Origin of the sequence: Streptomyces sp. NBC_00285 (genome assembly GCF_036174265.1) — a bacterium.
Classification (GTDB): Bacteria; Actinomycetota; Actinomycetes; order Streptomycetales; family Streptomycetaceae; genus Streptomyces.
In genome coordinates, this window is the sequence record NZ_CP108055.1 from 1,890,676 (window position 1) to 1,907,687 (window position 17,012).

The window sequence follows — 17,012 nt, forward strand, 5'->3', positions numbered from 1 at the left end:
GGAGGGGCACCACCGTCATGGGACGTCACAGCTTGCCCGATCAGTATGGGGCGGGCGGCAGCGACCCCCGTCCACCCGACCCGCGGCCACGCGACCCCCGCCCTCGCCTGCGCCGCCGCACGGTGGCCATCGCGACGGTGCTCGTCGTGACCGTCGCCGGCGGTACGGCCGCCGCGGTCCAGGGCGGCCTGCTTTCCTTCGGCTCCTCCTGCCGGGACGAAGCCGTGGAGATCAAGGTCGCCGCTTCCCCCGACCTGGCCCCGGCACTGCGCACCGCGGCGGAGCGCGCCCGAGACGAGAACCTCACCTCCGACGGGCGCTGCGTCGACATCACGGTGACCGCGCGCGAGTCGTACAAGGTCAGGGACACCCTCGCGGCCGGCAAGGCTCCCGACGCGCAGGTGTGGGTGCCGGACTCGGACGTGTGGGTGGAGCAGATCTCCGCGAACGGCGGCGCCACCAAGGTGGCCCGCGTCGGCAACGTGGCCTCCAGCCCGGTAGGGATGGCGATGGTGCCGACCGCCGCGAAGGCGCTGGGCTGGCCGAAGAAGACGTACGGCTGGCTCCCTTTGGCGGGCGCCACCCTTCAGGACGACTCCCTCAAGCTGGGCGCCGCCGACCCCGCGCGCAGCGCGACCGGGCTGCTCGCCCTCACCCGGCTCAGCGGCGCGGCCGGCAAGGTCGAGGGCGGGCAGACGCAGGCCGCGGCAATGATGAAGGCGCTCTCGCAGCGCATCTCCGACAGCGACGGGCAGCTCATGGAGACCCTGCCGCGGGGCTCCTCCGGCACCGAGCAGGGCAACCCGAAGCGCAACCAGGCGCTGGTCCTGTCCGAGCAGGCCTCCTACGCGTACAACTCCTCGGCCGACTCGGGGAAGGGTCTGGACTTCTTCTACCCCACGGACGGTTCACCGCGGCTCGACTACCCCTACGCGCTGGTCGACGAGACACGGCTGACCACGGACGAGAGCCGGGCGGCGATCCGGTTCATGACGTATCTGCGCAAGCCCGCGCAGGAACAGCTGCTGACGGACCACGGATTCCGCACGTCCGACGACCAGGTGTCGGCCACGCTGGTCGCGAAGGCCGGCGGCAAGGTGCCGCAGCCGTACACGGACGCGGCCCCCGAGCCCGCCTCGGCGACGGCCCTCCAGGAGGCCCTGGGCACCTGGACGATCACCGTGCAGAGCGCGCGGATCACGACGGTCGTGGACGCGTCCTCCTCCATGTCGGAGCCCGTGCCGGGCACCGGCCGCTCCCGGATGGACGTCACCAGGGCTTCCCTCCTCCAGGCCCTCGCCACCTTCACCCAGGAGGACGAGATCGGGCTGTGGGAGTTCTCCACCAAGCTCGACGGCGACAAGGACTACAAGGTCCTGGTGCCGACGGAACGCCTGGGCGACAGCGCGGACGGGGGCGGCACCCAGCGCGAGCGGCTGTCGGCGGCGTTCGGCGGCCTGGAGCCGGTGCCGGGCGGCGCGACGGGGCTGTACGACACCACGCTCGCCGCGTACCGGGCGGCGGCGTCCTCCTATGCCGAGGGGAAGTTCAACGCGCTGGTCGTGCTGACCGACGGCGTGAACCAGGACCCCGGCAGCATCTCGCGCGGGAAGTTGATCTCCGAGTTGGAGAAACTGTCCGATCCCCGACGGCCGGTCCCCCTGATCGTGATCGCGGTGGGCCCCGACGCCGACCGCGCGGAGGCCGAACAGCTCGCCGAGACGACAGGCGGCTCCGGTCAGCAGGTCAACGACCCCGCCCAGATCCACGCGGTGATCCTGAAGGCGATCGTGGCGGCGGGCGCCCAGGGCAGCAGCACGAGCTGACCCCGGCACTCCGCCGGCCCGGCCCATCCACCACACCGGCGGTACGCGACGGCCTCACCCCAGCGGCACCGGCTCCGGCGAGCCCACCGGCCAGGTGTGCACCGGGTCCCCCTGATGCATCAGCTCGCCGTAGCGCCGGGTCGTGGCCGCCAGCGCCGCGTCCCGGGAGAACCCCGCCTCCAGCGCGCGGTGGAACGTCGCCGCCTGCCAGGAGGCCCCGTTGGCCCGTCGCCGGCACCGCTCCTCGATCACCCCGAGGTAGAGGTCCCGGTCGGCGGGCTCCACGCCCCACGCCGCGAGGCCCGCTTCGGCCAGCGGCAGCAGTTCGTCGCGTACGAGGCTCACCGCGTCGACCTCGACGGTGCCGCCGTACCGGCCGCGACGGGGCCAGGTGAGGCGGGCGTCGATGCCGTACCGGCATGCCGCGTCGAAGTTGGCTGCCGCCGCCTCGAAGGGCAGCCGGGTCCACACCGGCCGCGACTCCTCGGCGAGGGCGCGGACCAGGCCGTAGTAGAAGGCCGCGTTGGCGATGACGTCCGTGATGGTGGGTCCGGCGGGCAGCACCCGGTTCTCGACGCGCAGGTGCGGGACGCCGTCGGCGATGCCGTAGACCGGCCGGTTCCAGCGGTACACCGTGCCGTTGTGCAGGACGAGTTCGGCGAGGGAGGGCACGCCGCCCTCGTCGAGGACCTTCAGCGGTTCCTCCTCGTCGCAGATCGGCAGCAGCGCCGGGTAGTAGCGCAGGTTCTCCTCGAAGAGGTCGTACGCCGAGGAGATCCAGCGTTCCCCGAACCAGGTGCGCGGCCGGACGCCCTGGGCCTGGAGCTCGGGCGGGCGCGTGTCGGTGGACTGCTGGAAGAGCGGCGGCCGGGACTCGCACCACAGCTCGCGGCCGAACAGGAAGGGTGAGTTGGCGCCGACGGCGATCTGCACGCCGGCCACCGCCTGCGCGGCGTTCCACACGTCGGCGAACCGGCCCGGGGTGACCTGGAGGTGCAGCTGCACAGACGTGCAGGCGGCTTCCGGGGCGATGGACTTCGAGGTGCAGGTGAGGCGTTCCACCCCGTCGATGTCGAGGACGAAGTCCTCACCGCGCGCGGCCACGATCTGGTCGTTGAGCAGGGTGTAGCGGTCGACGTCGGAAAGGTTGGAGGAAACCAGGTCGTCCCGGTCGAGCGTCGGCAGAATGCCGATCATCAGGATTCCCGCGTCGAGCTCGCCCGCTTTACGGTCGGCATATGCCAGCGATGTGCGGAGTTCCTCCGCGAGTCGGTCGAATACCCTGCCGCCCAGCCGGTGTGGGGCTATGTTGACTTCCAGATTGAACATGGCGAGTTCTGTTTGGAAATCTCGGCTCGCGATGCGTTCGAGTACCTCCGCATTCAACATTCTCGGCATACCGTCGGCGCCGACGAGATTCAATTCGATCTCCAGCCCCATCAGATTCTTGGGCCGATCGAACCGCTGCTCCGCCAGGAGCCGCTCCAGCCCCGTCAGGCACCTCCGGAGCTTGTCGCGGTAGCCCTGGCGATCAGCCAGGTCGAACTGGCCTGCCACGACCTTCTCCCCCATCGACGGGTCCCTCCTCGATGCGTCATTGAGTCAGCTGGGATGATGCCCAGCCGGAACGATCGGTAACGTCCCGCGAGGGCCTTGAGCCCGCTAGGCTGTCGGATGTGACCGGTGGCACATTCACTCGGCATGAAGCGCTCAGCAGTTCCGAGTGCCCCGAAGAACTCGTGAAAAACTCCGACGAGAACGCGCCGACCGTTTTCCCGGTATTTCCCGAGGTCACTGCCGCCGGACAGACTCGGAATCGGGATGATTCCCACGTAACACCGACCGAAGTAGCCCTTGCCTCGTGCGCTGAAAGCGGCTAGACGAAACACTGTCTGAACACATGTCGTATAAACTCCGCGAACAAGGCAGAGGGTGGGCACCCGCGGTCCTTGATCCTGCCGTCAGGCGACGCTCGGCAGTCCTCCTCCGCGCGCCGCCCCACCGGACCCCGGCCCCCGCCTCTCTGACCCCGTGAGCTGACAGCGCCGTCCGCCCCCGCCCTCGCGCCACCATGCCTGTCGAATGAGAGGCGACCCACCATGCCGCTGCATGTCCACCCGGCTCCCGCGCCTGCACTTCGCTCCGTCCTCACCGCACTCGGTTCGCCCACCGCGGTCCGTGAGGCCCGTACCCCTTCCCTGCTGCGCGCCCAGGGACCCGTCACACCCGAACTTCCACTGCCCGTACACGTCCTGGACGGCAACGCCACCCGGCTGACCGGGTGGCGTTTCCTGATCCACTGCGGCGAGCGCTCGGTGGCCGCCGCCGAGACCATGCTGACCCCGGACGGCTGGGCGTTCTCGCACTTCTTCGAGGGCCCCTACATCGCCTCCACCGAGCGTGCGCTGCGCCAGGCCGAAGTGATGCAGCAGCCCTACCAGCCACGGCTGCTGTCGATCCCGGGCCTGTACATGCTCGCGCTCTGGCTGCACGGCGACTGCGCGGCCGACGCCGCCACGGGTCGCCTCGCCGCCACCGATCTGCTCGTCCCGCTGGCACCGGCCCCACCGGGCATCGCCGCCCACCGACCGCACCGGGCCGCCGAACTGGTCCCGGTGCTGACCCATCGGGTGACTCCGGCCCCCCTGCTCGGCTCACCGGCCTGAGATCCACACACCTACGTCCCCGTACCCCGCCCCGAATTCCGGGTAGCGGGGTACGAACGTGTTTGCGGCAGGATTAAGGTCGTACAGAATCCGCAGGGATCTCACAGAAAACCATTTGCTCGTACGAGCGGATAATTGCTCGTACGAGCCGAACGCGGGGTTGACCCCAGGTGGACTAGCCCTATTCGGCCACTGCGAACCACCCAAAGGGACAGTGAAGTTGGGATGAACCGTCCAGCCGGGTGAGGCGTCATCAACCTGTGAAGAAGTGGTGATGCGAAATACCTGCGGATTGACGCCCGTAGAGCAACACTGGGTTCAGACTGAGTAATCACGACGGGGGACGTCATGACCACAACACAGCGAAAGATCCCACCAATGTGCCAGCACCAGTCACCGTGTCCCACAGCCGACTCCGCCGACCGGGAATCCGCCCGCCTCGTGGCGCACCACCCGGAACAGGGCTGGAGCCTGCTGTGCAACGGCGTTCTGCTCTTCGAGGACACCGGTGAGCTCCTGCCTGACGGCCGGGTCATCGCCCCGCACCGCCCGCTCGCGGCGGCCACGGCGGCCTGAGTACCGCCGGGCGGCCCGCCGAATCGCCCGGAGACCTTGAGGGGCCGGCTCGCAGCGACTGTCTGCGCACCGGCCCCGACGCATGTCCGGGGGTGATCACTCCCTGTGACGCCTTGTGTATGAACCCACTTTTCCGGAAGACTCCTGGAAGTTTCGGCAGGGAGATGTGGAGGTGGGCACGTGACAGCAGGCCAGGCTGGCGCCGAGCCCCGGGGCCGGGTCACCATCACGGAGATCGCCCGGCAGGCCGGAGTCTCGGTGCCCACGGTGTCCCGGGTGGTCAACGGCCGCTCTGACGTCTCCCCGCGCACCCGCGCCCGAGTCGAGGAACTGCTCCAGCAGCACGGCTACCGCAAGCGCCCCGCGGCCCACGGCACCCGCGCCGCCCTGCTCGACCTGGTCTTCAACGACCTCGACAGTCCCTGGGCCGTGGAGATCATCCGGGGTGTCGAGGAGGTCGCCCACGCGGAGGGCGTCGGAACCGTCGTGTCCGCGATCCACGGCCGTTCCGGGGACGCCCGCGAGTGGATGCGCAACCTGCGCGCCCGCGCCTCCGACGGAGTCATCCTCGTCACCTCGGCCCTGGAGCCGGTCCTCCACGACGAACTGCGTGTCCTCGGTGTCCCGCTGGTGGTCGTCGACCCGGCAGGCTCGCCCGCCCTGGACGCCCCCACCATCGGCGCCGCCAACTGGTCGGGAGGGCTCGCGGCCACCGAGCACCTGCTGTCGCTGGGCCACCGCAGGATCGGCCTGATCGCCGGACCGCCCCGGCTGCTGTGCTCACGGGCCCGCCTGGACGGCTACCGGGCCGCCCTGGAAGGCGCCGGTCTCGCCCTCGACGAGTCGCTGGTCGTACCCGGCGACTTCCACCCGGAGTCCGGCTTCGCCGGCTGCGGGAAGCTCCTCGACCTTCCCGAACCGCCGACCGCGGTGTTCGCGGCGAGCGACCAGATGGCGCTCGGTGCGATCGAGGCGCTCAGGCAGCGCGGCCTGCGGGTTCCCGAGGACCTGAGCCTGGTGGGTTTCGACGACCTTCCGGAGGTCCGCTGGTCGGCGCCCCCGCTGACCACCGTGCGCCAGCCGCTCGCCGACATGGGCAAGCTGGCCGTCCGCACGGTCCTCGAACTGGCCCGCGGCGAGCGCCCCGACTCGCCGCGGGTGGAGCTGGGCACGGAACTGGTGGTGCGGTCGAGCACCGCACCACCAACCCCCCGATGAGCCCGGCTACTTCAGTGCCGCCCGGATCGCGGCGTACGCCGGCTTCGGCTCGAGCTGCTCGTCCCACGGCAGCGCGGCACCCTGGCCCTCGAAGAAGGCCGGTATCCAGCTGTACTTGTCGGTGTAGTCCCAGATGGTGATGCCCACGCACCGGCGCACCGCGAGGCACGCGTCGGTCAGGTCCGCGTACCACTCGGCCTGCTGGGCCAGTTTCTCCTCGGTCGCGGGCAGGATCATCCGGATGTCGACCTCGGTCAGCGCGGTGTCGAGACCCAGCTTGGAGAAGCGGCGCAGGTTGTCGTCCAGGGTGGTCGGATAGCCGTACTGAAGTGCCAGGTGGGCCTGGAGGCCGATGCCGTCGAGCGGGACGCCCTGCGCCTTCAGCTCCTTGGCCAGGGCGTAGTAGGCGTCGCTCTTCGGGCCGACGCCCTCGATGTTGTAGTCGTTGAGGTACAGCTTGACCTTGGGGTCGGCCTGCCGGGCCCAGCGCAGGGCGTCGGCGATGTAGCCGGGGCCGAGGGTCTTGTAGAACACGGTCTCGCGGTAGGTGCCGTCCTCGTTGAAGGCCTCGTTGACGACGTCCCAGGCGAAGGCCTTGCCCCGGTAGTGCCGCACCTCGGTCTGAATGTGCTTTTTCAGTACGGCCTTCAGCTCGTCCGCCGTCCACTCGCGCGCGGTGATCCAGCCGGGCAGCTGGCTGTGCCACACGAGCGTGTGGCCGCGCACCTTCTGGTGGTTCGCGCGGGCGAGGTTCACGATCTCGTCGCCGTTGGTCCAGTCGAAGACGCCCTGCTGGGGTTCGGTGGCGTACCACTTCATGCCGTTGCCCGGCGTGATCTGGTCGAACTCGCTGCCGAGGATCTTCTTGTACGGCCCGTCGACGAGTTCGGGGTTGTCGCTGGCGCTGCCGAAGTAGCGGCCGTGGCGCTGGGCGAGGTCGGCGAGGGTGGTGGGCTTGCCGTGGGCCTGGGCGGTGGGAGCGGCGGCGGCGACCACCACTGCGGCCAGGACTCCGGCGAGTCTGAGACGGTTCGTGCGCATGGTGCGACTCCTCACGTGCGGGCGGGGTGAGCCGTACTTTTCGACGCGCCGGGGTCAGCCCTTCGTGGCACCGGCGGTCAGGCCGCCGACGAGCTGACGCTCGGCGACCGAGTAGAAGGCGAGGGCGGGGACCATCGCCAGGACGAGATAGGCGAAGACACGGGCGTACTCCGCGGAGTACTGGCCCTGGAACTGCTGCACGCCGATGGGCAGCGTCCACCATGTGTTGTCGGTGAACACCAGCAGGGGCAGCATGAAGTTGTTCCAGCTGGTGACGACGGCGAGCACCGAGACCGTGCCGAGCGCGGGCCGTGCCATCGGCAGCAGGACGCGCCAGAAGAAGCCGAAGGGGCTGCACCCGTCGAGGGTGGCCGCCTCCTCCAGCTCGCCGGGGATCTCCCGGAAGAAGGCCCGCAGGATGATGATCGTCATCGGCAGCCCGAAGGCGGCCTGCGGCAGGATCACGCCCAGCGGGTTGTCGAGCAGTCCGAGCGAGCGCAGCAGCAGGAACAGTGGGAGCACCGCCACCGCGAAGGGGAACATCAGCCCCATCGTGAAGAGCGTGAACAGGGCCTCCCGGCCACGGAAGGCGAACCGCGCGAAGGAGAACGCGGCCAGCGCGGACGCGGCGACCACCAGCACCGTCGTACCGACCGCGATCAGCGTGCTGCTGCCGAGCAGCCGCCAGAAGTCGCTGCCGCCGAGGATGTCGGTGTAGTTGCCGGTCCGCCAGTGCTTCGGCAGCCCGAAGGGGTTGCTGGAGAGCTCGTCGGTGGACTTGAACCCGGACAGGACGGCGTACACCAGGGGCACGACCATCACCGCGCCGACGGCGACGAGGATCGCGTGCAGGGGCAGGGTCCGAGCGGTGGTCTTGCGGGCGGTCACTTGCCGTCCCCCCTCATCGTCGTGGTGGCCCCTTCGAGGTCGCGGCGGAGCACGAACCGCTGGTAGGCGAGGGCGAAGACGAGGCAGATGCCGAACATGACCACGCTGATCGCGCTGGCGTAGCCGACCTGGTAGCGCTTGAAGCCGTACTGGAACATGGTCACGGCCATGGTCTCGGAATGGTGGTCGGGGCCGCCCTGGGTGACCACCCACACCAGGTCGAAGAGCTGGATCGAGCCGATGACGGACAGGAAGACGCTGATGCGCAGGGTGGGCGCGAGCAGCGGCAGGGTGACGTTGCGGAAGCGCTGCCAGGCACCGGCGCCGTCGATGAGGGCGGCCTCGGTCAACTCCTTCGGGATCGACTGGAGTCCGGCCAGGTAGAGCATCATGTGGAAGCCGAAGTACTTCCACATCATGACCAGGAACAGTGTCGCCATGACGTACGAGGGGTCGGCGAACCACAGCCCGCCCACCCCGTCGAGGCCCACGGCGCCGAAAATGTGGTCGGCGAGTCCGTCGTCCGGGGCGAAGACCATGCTGAACAGGACGCCGGTGATCGCCTCGGACAGGACGTAGGGCGCGAAGAACAGCATCCGGTAGACGGCCCGGCCGCGCATCCGCTGGTTGAGCAGGACGGCCATGGCGAGCGCGAACGGCAGCTGGAACACGAGGGAGAGCACGACCAGGACCAGACAGCGCCACAGGTCGCCGAGGAAGACCGGGTTGTCGAACAGCGACGTGAAGTTGTCGCCGCCGACGTAGTCGGAGGGCATGCCGAAGCCGCCCCAGCGGAAGAACGCGGCGTAGAGCGCGAACAGCATCGGCAGCAGGACCATGCCGATGAACAGCACCAGCGCGGGCAGTTGGAAGGCGACCGCGGTGAGCCAGTGCAGTACGCGCCGACGGCCCCGCCCCCGGGCCCTGACTGATTCCGGGGGCGGGAGATCGGTGCCCGGACCGCTCCGCTTGTCTGCGAGGAACGTGGAGGTCATCGCGGGCTACTGCTCTTCCTTCGCCGTCTTCGTGATCGACTGGGTGACCTGCTCGGGGGACTTGGAGCCCGCGATGAGCGCGGCCACGCTGTCGTTGACCTCCTGGCCGACGGCGGGGGCGTACGCCTGGTCGAGGTAGAGCTGGAAGCCGGTGGCGGCCTTCAACTGCCCCTGGACGAGCTTGAGGTTGGGGTCGGTCATGGCCTTCTCCGCGTTCGGGAGCACCGGAAGGACGCTGGTCTTCTTGACCAGTTCCAGTTCGGTGGCCTCGGAGGCGAAGAACTTCAGGAAGTCGACGGCCGCCTGCGGGGCGCCCCGGCGCAGGGCGTGTCCGCCGCCGCCTCCGAACACCTCGGTGAGGGCGCCCTTGCCGCCCTCGACCGCGGGGAACGGGAAGAAGCCCAGGTCGTTCCCGAGGCCCTTGCCGCTGTCGGCCTCCACGGACGGGGCCCACTGGCCCATGAGTTCCATGGCCGCCTTGCCGTTGCCGACGGCGGCCGCCTGGCCGGTGGGGGTGGAGTAGGCGGCGTTGAGGAAGCCCTTCTGGAAGGGCTGCAGGTCCACGAGTTCCTTGAGGTGCCGGCCGGCCTGGACGAATCCGGCGCCGGTGAAGTCCTTGTCCTCGCTGGCCTTCTGGAGGGCGTCGATGCCGGCGGTGCGCATCGCGAGGTAGGCCCAGTAGTACATGCCGGGCCACTTCTCCTTGCCGGCGAGGGCGATGGGCGTGATGTTCTTCGACTTCAGCTTGCTCACGGCCTCCAGGAAGCCGCCCCAGGTGGTGGGGGGTTCACTGACGCCGGCCTGCTTGAAGAGCTTCTTGTTGTACCAGAAGCCGATCATGCCCATGTCGAACGGAATGCCGTAGACCTTGTCGTCGAGGATGTACGGCTCCTTGGTGACCTTCAGCAGACCGTCGGCCCATGGCTTGGTCCTGTCGGTCAGATCCTCCACGAGCCCCGCGTCGACCTGCTGCTTGAGGACGCCGCCGCCCCAGGTGTGGAAGATGTCGGGAAGCTTCCCGGAGGCGGTGAGCGCCGTCATCTTCGACTTGTAGGCGTCGTTCTCCAGCTGGACGATCTTTATCTTGACCTTGGGGTTCGCGGCCTCGAACTTCTTGGCGAGGCCCGCCCAGACACCCTTCGCCGGCTGGGTGGTGGAGATGTTCCACCACTCCACCGTGGTCGTCCCGTCGGACGATCCTCCGTGCGAGTCTCCGCCACAGCCGGTCAGTGCCGTCATGCCCAGACCGGCCGCGGCGGACGCCGCCAGAAATCCACGGCGGGACAGTGCCGGGTCGCCCATGATGCGCTCCTTGGGTACGGGACGGAGCCGTCCTTGTCCGTCCTAGGTCCGAAAGTTTCGGAATGAATCCAGAAAGCTTCGCTGCTGCCGCACCCTAGAGACAGCTACCAAACGGTGGCAACCCCTTGCGCACAGGGAATGTTGAGCAGTTGAACCAGGCGAAGGCCACGGCACCCTCGGCCGACGCGTCCGCACGAAGGGAGCGGTCGATTCCGGGAGCGGCTCTGGCGGCGTCATCGGCGCGAAGTCCACATGCGTCACGGCCTGTTGGAGGACACGAGAAGGTCCGCATGGACCACGCCGGTCGGCGAAGGGTGCCGTACCGGCCCAGACCATTACCCGCGGCGAACAGGGCCGGATATCGAAACGACCGGGGGAGTTCCCCGGGACCCTCAGGACCGCCGCACGATCGGATCCTTTCGAGATCCAGCATCACGCAACGCCTGCGACACGGAAGTCGCCGCGCCTCCATGGGCGTTGGACCGACCTGCGGCCCTACGCCACCTGGGCGCAGGCCACCCACCCGGTCGACACGCGGCCGCACGGGGACCGACTCTGCGGGCACCCCGGCCGAGGACCCGCCCAACCGGCCACTCTCGACCTGGTCCTGGCGGGGACCACCTCAACTACCTTTTCCGATCAGTAGCGTTGCCGATCCGCTCTCGGTGCACGAGGTCATCCCGGCCATCCCGGCCAAGGCGGGCTCGGCAAATCCGCCGGCAAGTCGAAACATTCGCTCGTCTTGGCGATCCTTACGGAACGGGAACGCGCACGCCCGTCGCCAACGTCGCCGAACACCCCGACGGCGTCAAGGCCGGCGCCTGCTTCACCTCGGAGCTCCCGCGCGAGGCGGAACCCGACCGCACCCGCCACCCTCGCGTCCACACCGACGGACATGCGCATACCAGACATCCGACGCATACGACTCTAAGTTGATGCCCATGACCCTGAGCATCCGCAACCAGCTCCCCGGCACCGTCACCACCGTCACCCCGGGCGAGGCCATGGCGACGGTCAAGATCCGACTCGACGGCGGCCAGGACCTCACGGCCGCGATCACCCTCGATGCCGTCCAGGAACTCGGCCTCACCCGGGGCACGTCCGTACGCGCCCTGGTGAAGTCGACGGAGGTCTCCCTCGCCACCGCCCCGCTCCGGGGCGTGTCCATCCGCAACCAGCTCCCGGGCACGGTGTCCGCCGTGGTCGCCGGCGCCGCCATGGCCACCGTGAAGATCGCCGTCGAGGGGGGCGAGCTCACCTCCGCGATCACCGCGGACGCCGCGACCGACCTCGCCCTGGCCGTCGGCACCCCGGTGGTCGCTCTCATCAAGTCGACCGAGGTGTCACTGGCGAAGGAGTAGCCCCGGCCCGGCGTGAAGAAAAGGGCCCCGCCGAAACGGGGCCCTCATCACCTCAGATCAGTCCTCGTACGCGTCCAGCGGCGGGCAGGAGCACACGAGGTTCCGGTCGCCGAAGGCCTGGTCGATCCGCCGTACCGGCGGCCAGTACTTGTCCGCGACCGACACCCCGGCCGGGAACACGGCTTCCTCGCGCGTGTAGGAGTGCTCCCACTCCCCGCCAAGCGCACCGGCGGTGTGCGGAGCGTTCCGCAGCGGGTTGTCGTCGGCGGCCCATTCCCCGGCCCCGACCTTCTCGATCTCCCCGCGAATGGCGATCATCGCCTCGCAGAACCTATCGAGTTCGATCAGGTCCTCGGACTCGGTCGGCTCGATCATCAGCGTCCCGGCCACCGGGAACGACATGGTCGGCGCGTGGAAGCCGTAGTCGATGAGCCGCTTGGCCACATCGTCGACGCTCACCCCGGTCGCCTTGGTCAGCGGCCGCAGGTCGATGATGCACTCGTGCGCGACCAGCCCGCCAGGACCGGTGTAGAGCACGGGGTAGTGCGGCTCCAGCCGCTTGGCGATGTAGTTGGCGGAGAGCACCGCCACCTGTGTGGCCCGCTTGAGTCCCTCACCGCCCATGAGCCTCACGTACGCCCACGAGATCGGCAGGATCCCCGCGGAACCCCAGGGCGCGGCCGAGATCGGCCCGACGCCGGTCTCCGGGCCCGCCGCGGGCTGCATCGGGTGGTTCGGCAGATACGGCGCCAGGTGCGCCCGAACTCCGACCGGACCCACGCCCGGTCCGCCGCCGCCGTGCGGGATGCAGAAGGTCTTGTGCAGGTTCAGGTGCGAGACGTCGCCGCCGAAGTGCCCCGGCTTGGCCAGCCCCACCAGCGCGTTGAGATTGGCCCCGTCGACGTACACCTGCCCGCCTGCCTCGTGCACCTGCGCACAGATCTCGGCGACGTGCTCCTCGAAGACCCCGTGCGTCGAGGGATACGTGATCATCAGCACGGCCAGCTCGGTGCGGTGCTGCTCGATCTTCGCCCGCAGGTCCTCGACGTCGATCTCGCCGTCCTCGGCGGTCTTCACGACGACGACCTTCATCCCGGCCATGACGGCACTCGCGGCATTCGTGCCGTGCGCCGACGACGGGATGAGACACACGGTCCGCTGCTCGTCACCGTTGGCCCGGTGATACCCGCGTACGGCGAGCAGCCCGGCCAGCTCGCCCTGTGAACCGGCGTTGGGCTGAAGCGACACGTTGTCGTACCCGGTGACCTCGGCGAGCCGCTCCTCCAGCTCCCGGATCAGCGTCAGATAACCCTGCGCCTGCTCGATGGGGGCGAAGGGGTGCAGCTGCCCGAACTCGGGCCAGGTGACCGGTTCCATCTCGGTGGTCGCGTTGAGCTTCATGGTGCAGGAGCCCAGCGGGATCATGCCGCGGTCGAGCGCGTAGTCGCGGTCGGCCAGCCGGCGCAGGTAGCGCAGCATCGCGGTCTCGGAGCGGTACTGGTGGAAGACGGGATGGGCGAGGAAGTCGTCGGCGCGCAGCAACGCGTCCGGCAGTGCCTCCTCAGTGGCCGCGTCCAGTGCCTCAATGTCGGCCTCGACCCCGAACGCGCCCCACACGGCGGCGAGTTGAGCCCGCGCGGTGGTCTCGTCGCAGGCGATGGACACATGGTCGGCGTCGACGAGATGGACGTTGACGCCGTTGTGCCGCGCCGCGGAGACGACTTCGGCGGCCTTCGCGGGCACGCGCACGGTCAGCGTGTCGAAGTAGGAGCCGTGCACGACCTCGACCCCACCGGCCGTGAGGCCCGCGGCGAGGATGTTCGCGTAGCGGTGCGTACGGCGGGCGATGCCCCTGAGCCCCTCGGGCCCGTGGTAGACGGCGTACATCCCGGCCATCACCGCGAGCAGCACCTGGGCCGTGCAGATGTTGCTGGTCGCCTTCTCCCGGCGGATGTGCTGCTCACGCGTCTGGAGCGCGAGCCGGTAGGCCTTGTTCCCGTCGGCGTCCACGGACACGCCCACGAGCCGCCCGGGCAGGCTCCGCGCGAACTTCTCCCGCACGGCCATGTATCCGGCGTGCGGACCGCCGAACCCCATCGGCACACCGAAACGCTGTGTGGTCCCAACCGCGATGTCCGCCCCGAGCTCGCCGGGCGACTTCAGCAGGGTCAGCGCAAGCAGATCGGCGGCGACGGTCACGAGCGCGCCGAGCTCATGAGCCTGGTCGACGACCGCCTTGATGTCGCGTACGGCCCCGGAGGCGCCGGGGTACTGGACGAGCACGCCGTTGATCTCCCGCTCGGCGAGCTCGGCCGGGATCCCGTCGCTGAGGTCGGCGACGACGACCTCGACGCCGGTCGGCTCGGCGCGGGTCCGGATCACTGCGATGGTCTGCGGCAACGCGTCGGCGTCGACGAGGAAGATCCCCTTCTTGTTCTTCCCCATCCGGAGGGACAGCGCCAGGGCCTCGGCCGCCGCTGTCCCCTCGTCGAGCAGCGAGGCACCGGAGGTGGGCAGCCCGGTGAGGTCTGCGACCATGGTCTGGAAGTTGAGCAGGGCCTCAAGCCGTCCCTGCGAGATCTCCGGCTGATAGGGCGTGTAAGCCGTGTACCAGGCCGGGTTCTCCATGACGTTGCGCAGGATGACAGGCGGAGTGAAGGTGCCGTGGTACCCGAGCCCGATCATGGAGTCGAGCACCTGGTTCCGGTCGGCCAGCGACCGCAGCTCGGCCAGCACCTCGGCCTCGGTACGCGCTCCGGGAAGCTCCAGGGCATCGGCGTTCTTGATCACATCCGGCACCGCGGCGGCGGTGAGTTCGTCCAGCGAGCCGTAGCCGACCTGGGCGAGCATCTTGGCCTGAGCCCCGTGGTCGGGGCCGATGTGACGCTGCTCGAAGGGGATTCCCTGCTCGAGGGCGGAGAGCGGAATGCGATGGGCGGTCATTGCGGAGGCCTCCTGGTCTGACACGACCTTCGAGGGGTACACCCCGGCACGGGTACCCCGACGGCCTCCCCCTCTGTCATCTCAACCTGAGAGCTTCACCAGGCCGCCCGAGAGCGACCGGCTTTCACCGTCGGTGAGAGCGGAAGCCGTCGACACCCGCCCTGCTTTCCAGAGTGACCTCGCCCGTGCGGTACGTGAGCCTGAGAGATTCTGGGGAGGATTTGCTCCTTCGGCGCCTCCGATGATGTCTGGAGGACTCTCCCGCACGGTGTCGACAGCCGCCTGCAACAGTACCAGCGAGGTCAACGCCCGAGCTTTCGAGTGGCCGCACACCCCAATGTGCTCTTTCGTAGTGCTTACGACCGCTTCGGATGAGGTGCGACCAAGTGGAGGGCCCGTGCAGACCGACATCGATCCGCGCAACCTGATCGGCCGCAAGGCGTTCGACCGCAATGGCACCAAGATCGGCAGTATCGACGAGGTCTACCTGGACGACGCGACCGGCATGCCCGAGTGGGCAGCCATACGCACCGGCCTCTTCTCCAGGGACGCCTTCGTCCCCCTGGGACCGAGCGAAGTGATCGAAGGCACCCTGCACATCCCCTTCGACCGCGCCCTCATCAAGGAAGCCCCCGACTTCGGCGTGGGCCGGCACCTCTCCCCCGACCAGGAACTCCAGCTCTACCACCACTACGGCCTCGACACGGCCCCGCCGCCCCCGTTCCCGGACCGGGACTTCGGCAAGCTTGCGGGCACGGAGGAAGCCGAGGCCTGAGGGAGCCTCCGGCCCACTCACCCACCGACGAACCCGTCACGGGTGATCCGATGGGGACCGGCCGCCTCCACCAACGGCAACGGCTCCGCCACCTCCAACGCAGGATCCTCGACCCGGAACGTCCGCACCCGCCCCGGTTCCGAATCCGGCGTCTCGAACCGCACGGTCACCCTCCCCAGCCCGCTCCCCTGCACCCACCCGTGCCCGAACTCGGCATGCCGCACATCGTGACCGGCGACCCACCTCCGCCCGACCGCCACGTCACGCTCCTCCACAGGGGTGTCATCAGCCGCCTCCTCGACGGTGTGCTCTCCTCGCTCCTCCATGGCCTGAGCGAACAAGTCCTCCTGGGTGAAGTCGGCCAGCCCGCTCACGCCCACCCCCAGCAACCGCACACCCCCCGTGGAGTCCACGCCCTCCAGCAAGCGCAGGGCGGCCTCCCGGACCACCGTGGGATCGTCCGTGGGCCCCCTCAGGGTCTCGGACCGCGTCAGCGTCGAGAAGTCGTACCGCCGCACCTTCAGCACGATGGTGCGCCCCGACAGCCCGGCCCCCCGCAGCCGCCGCACACACCGGTCGGCCAGCCGCTGCACCTCCAGCCCCACCCGGACACGGTCATGGATGTCCACGTCGTACGTGTCCTCCACCGACACCGACTTCGTCTCACGCTCCGCCACCACGGGCCGCTCGTCCCGGGCCAGCGCCATCGCGTACAACCCGTGCCCGTGCGCCTTGCCCAGCAGCCGTACCAGCTCGTCCTCCCCCGCCTCCACGATCTCGTCGACCGTATGGATGCCGGCCCGCCGCAGGTGGTCTCCCGTCGCCGGCCCCACCCCCGGCAGCGTCCGCACCGGCATCGGCCCGAGCAGCGCGCGCTCGGTACCCGGTTCGATCACCACCAGCCCGTCCGGCTTGGCCTGCTCGGAGGCGATCTTCGCGAGCATCTTGGACGCGGCGAGTCCCACTGACCCCGTCAATCCTGTGCCGGCCCGTATGTCGGCCCGCAGCTTCGCCCCGGCCAGGCGCGCCGACCGGTCGTCCCAAGCCGTGCCCCCGGCCTCCAGGTCCACGAAGGCCTCGTCCAGGCTCAGGGGCTCCACCAGCGGAGACAGCTCCCTCAGCAGCCCCATCACCTGCTCGCTGATCGACCGGTAGAGGTCGAAGCGGGGCACGAGATAGGCGGCGTTCGGCGCGAGCCGTCTGGCCTGGGCCGTGGGCATCGCCGAGTTCACGCCGAACACCCGGGCCTCGTACGACGCGGTCGCCACCACGCCCCGCGGCCCCAGACCGCCCACGACGACGGCCTTCCCGCGCAGACTCGGCTTGGACGCCTGCTCCGCCGAGGCGTAGAAGGCATCCATGTCGAGATGCAGGATCGTGGGCGCTTTTCTCACAGGTCCGATGCTGCCCTACGCCACTGA

At 69.3% G+C, this 17,012-nt stretch carries 13 protein-coding genes and 2 riboswitches; of the genes, 6 read left to right on the forward strand and 7 right to left on the reverse strand.

Annotated elements, in window-relative coordinates:
* Nucleotides 1–17 precede the first annotated feature (17 nt).
* Nucleotides 18–1,826, forward strand: a complete 1,809-nt coding sequence (locus OHT57_RS08630) for a substrate-binding and VWA domain-containing protein (protein WP_328745485.1) — start codon at nucleotides 18–20, stop codon at nucleotides 1,824–1,826.
* Between the two features lie 54 nt (nucleotides 1,827–1,880).
* Here OHT57_RS08630 and OHT57_RS08635 read toward each other — a convergent pair whose 3' ends face one another.
* Nucleotides 1,881–3,398, reverse strand: a complete 1,518-nt coding sequence (locus OHT57_RS08635) for a glutamate--cysteine ligase (RefSeq protein ID WP_328745486.1) — start codon at nucleotides 3,396–3,398, stop codon at nucleotides 1,881–1,883.
* Between the two features lie 527 nt (nucleotides 3,399–3,925).
* Between OHT57_RS08635 and OHT57_RS08640 the strand changes: the two genes are divergently transcribed.
* The 3 genes from OHT57_RS08640 to OHT57_RS08650 all read left to right on the forward strand — a co-directional run bounded on the left by OHT57_RS08640 (nucleotide 3,926) and on the right by OHT57_RS08650 (nucleotide 6,286).
* A complete protein-coding gene (locus OHT57_RS08640) occupies nucleotides 3,926–4,492 on the forward strand; it encodes a hypothetical protein (protein WP_328745487.1) in 567 nt (188 codons plus the stop codon).
* A gap of 378 nt (nucleotides 4,493–4,870) precedes the next feature.
* Nucleotides 4,871–5,068 carry a DUF5999 family protein gene (locus OHT57_RS08645; protein ID WP_328745488.1) on the forward strand — a complete coding sequence of 66 codons (198 nt, stop codon included), beginning with the start codon at nucleotides 4,871–4,873 and terminating at the stop codon, nucleotides 5,066–5,068.
* Nucleotides 5,069–5,248: 180 nt separating this feature from the next.
* Entirely contained in the window at nucleotides 5,249–6,286 is a 1,038-nt protein-coding gene (locus tag OHT57_RS08650) for a LacI family DNA-binding transcriptional regulator (RefSeq protein WP_328745489.1), read from the forward strand.
* Between the two features lie 6 nt (nucleotides 6,287–6,292).
* Here OHT57_RS08650 and OHT57_RS08655 read toward each other — a convergent pair whose 3' ends face one another.
* The 4 genes from OHT57_RS08655 to OHT57_RS08670 all read right to left on the reverse strand — a co-directional run bounded on the left by OHT57_RS08655 (nucleotide 6,293) and on the right by OHT57_RS08670 (nucleotide 10,512).
* Nucleotides 6,293–7,327: an endo-1,4-beta-xylanase gene (locus tag OHT57_RS08655; protein WP_328745490.1), complete on the reverse strand. Its 1,035-nt coding sequence runs from the start codon at nucleotides 7,325–7,327 to the stop codon at nucleotides 6,293–6,295.
* A gap of 54 nt (nucleotides 7,328–7,381) precedes the next feature.
* A complete protein-coding gene (locus OHT57_RS08660) occupies nucleotides 7,382–8,146 on the reverse strand; it encodes a carbohydrate ABC transporter permease (protein ID WP_443053604.1) in 765 nt (254 codons plus the stop codon).
* Nucleotides 8,147–8,211: 65 nt separating this feature from the next.
* On the reverse strand, nucleotides 8,212–9,210 hold the full coding sequence (locus tag OHT57_RS08665) for a carbohydrate ABC transporter permease (protein WP_328745492.1): 999 nt from the start codon (nucleotides 9,208–9,210) through the stop codon (nucleotides 8,212–8,214).
* Between the two features lie 6 nt (nucleotides 9,211–9,216).
* Complete coding sequence (locus tag OHT57_RS08670; RefSeq protein ID WP_328745493.1) at nucleotides 9,217–10,512, reverse strand: extracellular solute-binding protein; 1,296 nt, start codon at nucleotides 10,510–10,512, stop codon at nucleotides 9,217–9,219.
* 941 nt (nucleotides 10,513–11,453) lie between these two features.
* Here OHT57_RS08670 and OHT57_RS08675 point away from each other — a divergent pair.
* On the forward strand, nucleotides 11,454–11,873 hold the full coding sequence (locus OHT57_RS08675; RefSeq protein WP_328745494.1) for a TOBE domain-containing protein: 420 nt from the start codon (nucleotides 11,454–11,456) through the stop codon (nucleotides 11,871–11,873).
* A gap of 57 nt (nucleotides 11,874–11,930) precedes the next feature.
* Here the strand turns inward: OHT57_RS08675 and gcvP are convergent, their stop codons facing one another.
* A complete protein-coding gene (gcvP, locus tag OHT57_RS08680; protein WP_328745495.1) occupies nucleotides 11,931–14,816 on the reverse strand; it encodes an aminomethyl-transferring glycine dehydrogenase in 2,886 nt (961 codons plus the stop codon).
* Nucleotides 14,817–14,879: 63 nt separating this feature from the next.
* Nucleotides 14,880–14,994: riboswitch (glycine riboswitch) on the reverse strand.
* Nucleotides 14,995–15,090: riboswitch (glycine riboswitch) on the reverse strand.
* Between the two features lie 123 nt (nucleotides 15,091–15,213).
* Between gcvP and OHT57_RS08685 the strand changes: the two genes are divergently transcribed.
* Nucleotides 15,214–15,591, forward strand: a complete 378-nt coding sequence (locus OHT57_RS08685; protein WP_328745496.1) for a PRC-barrel domain-containing protein — start codon at nucleotides 15,214–15,216, stop codon at nucleotides 15,589–15,591.
* A gap of 17 nt (nucleotides 15,592–15,608) precedes the next feature.
* On the opposite strand, the gene OHT57_RS08690 is transcribed toward OHT57_RS08685, so the two are convergent.
* Nucleotides 15,609–16,985, reverse strand: coding sequence for a DNA polymerase IV (locus OHT57_RS08690; protein ID WP_443053432.1), 1,377 nt, complete (start codon nucleotides 16,983–16,985; stop codon nucleotides 15,609–15,611).
* Nucleotides 16,986–17,012 lie beyond the last annotated feature (27 nt).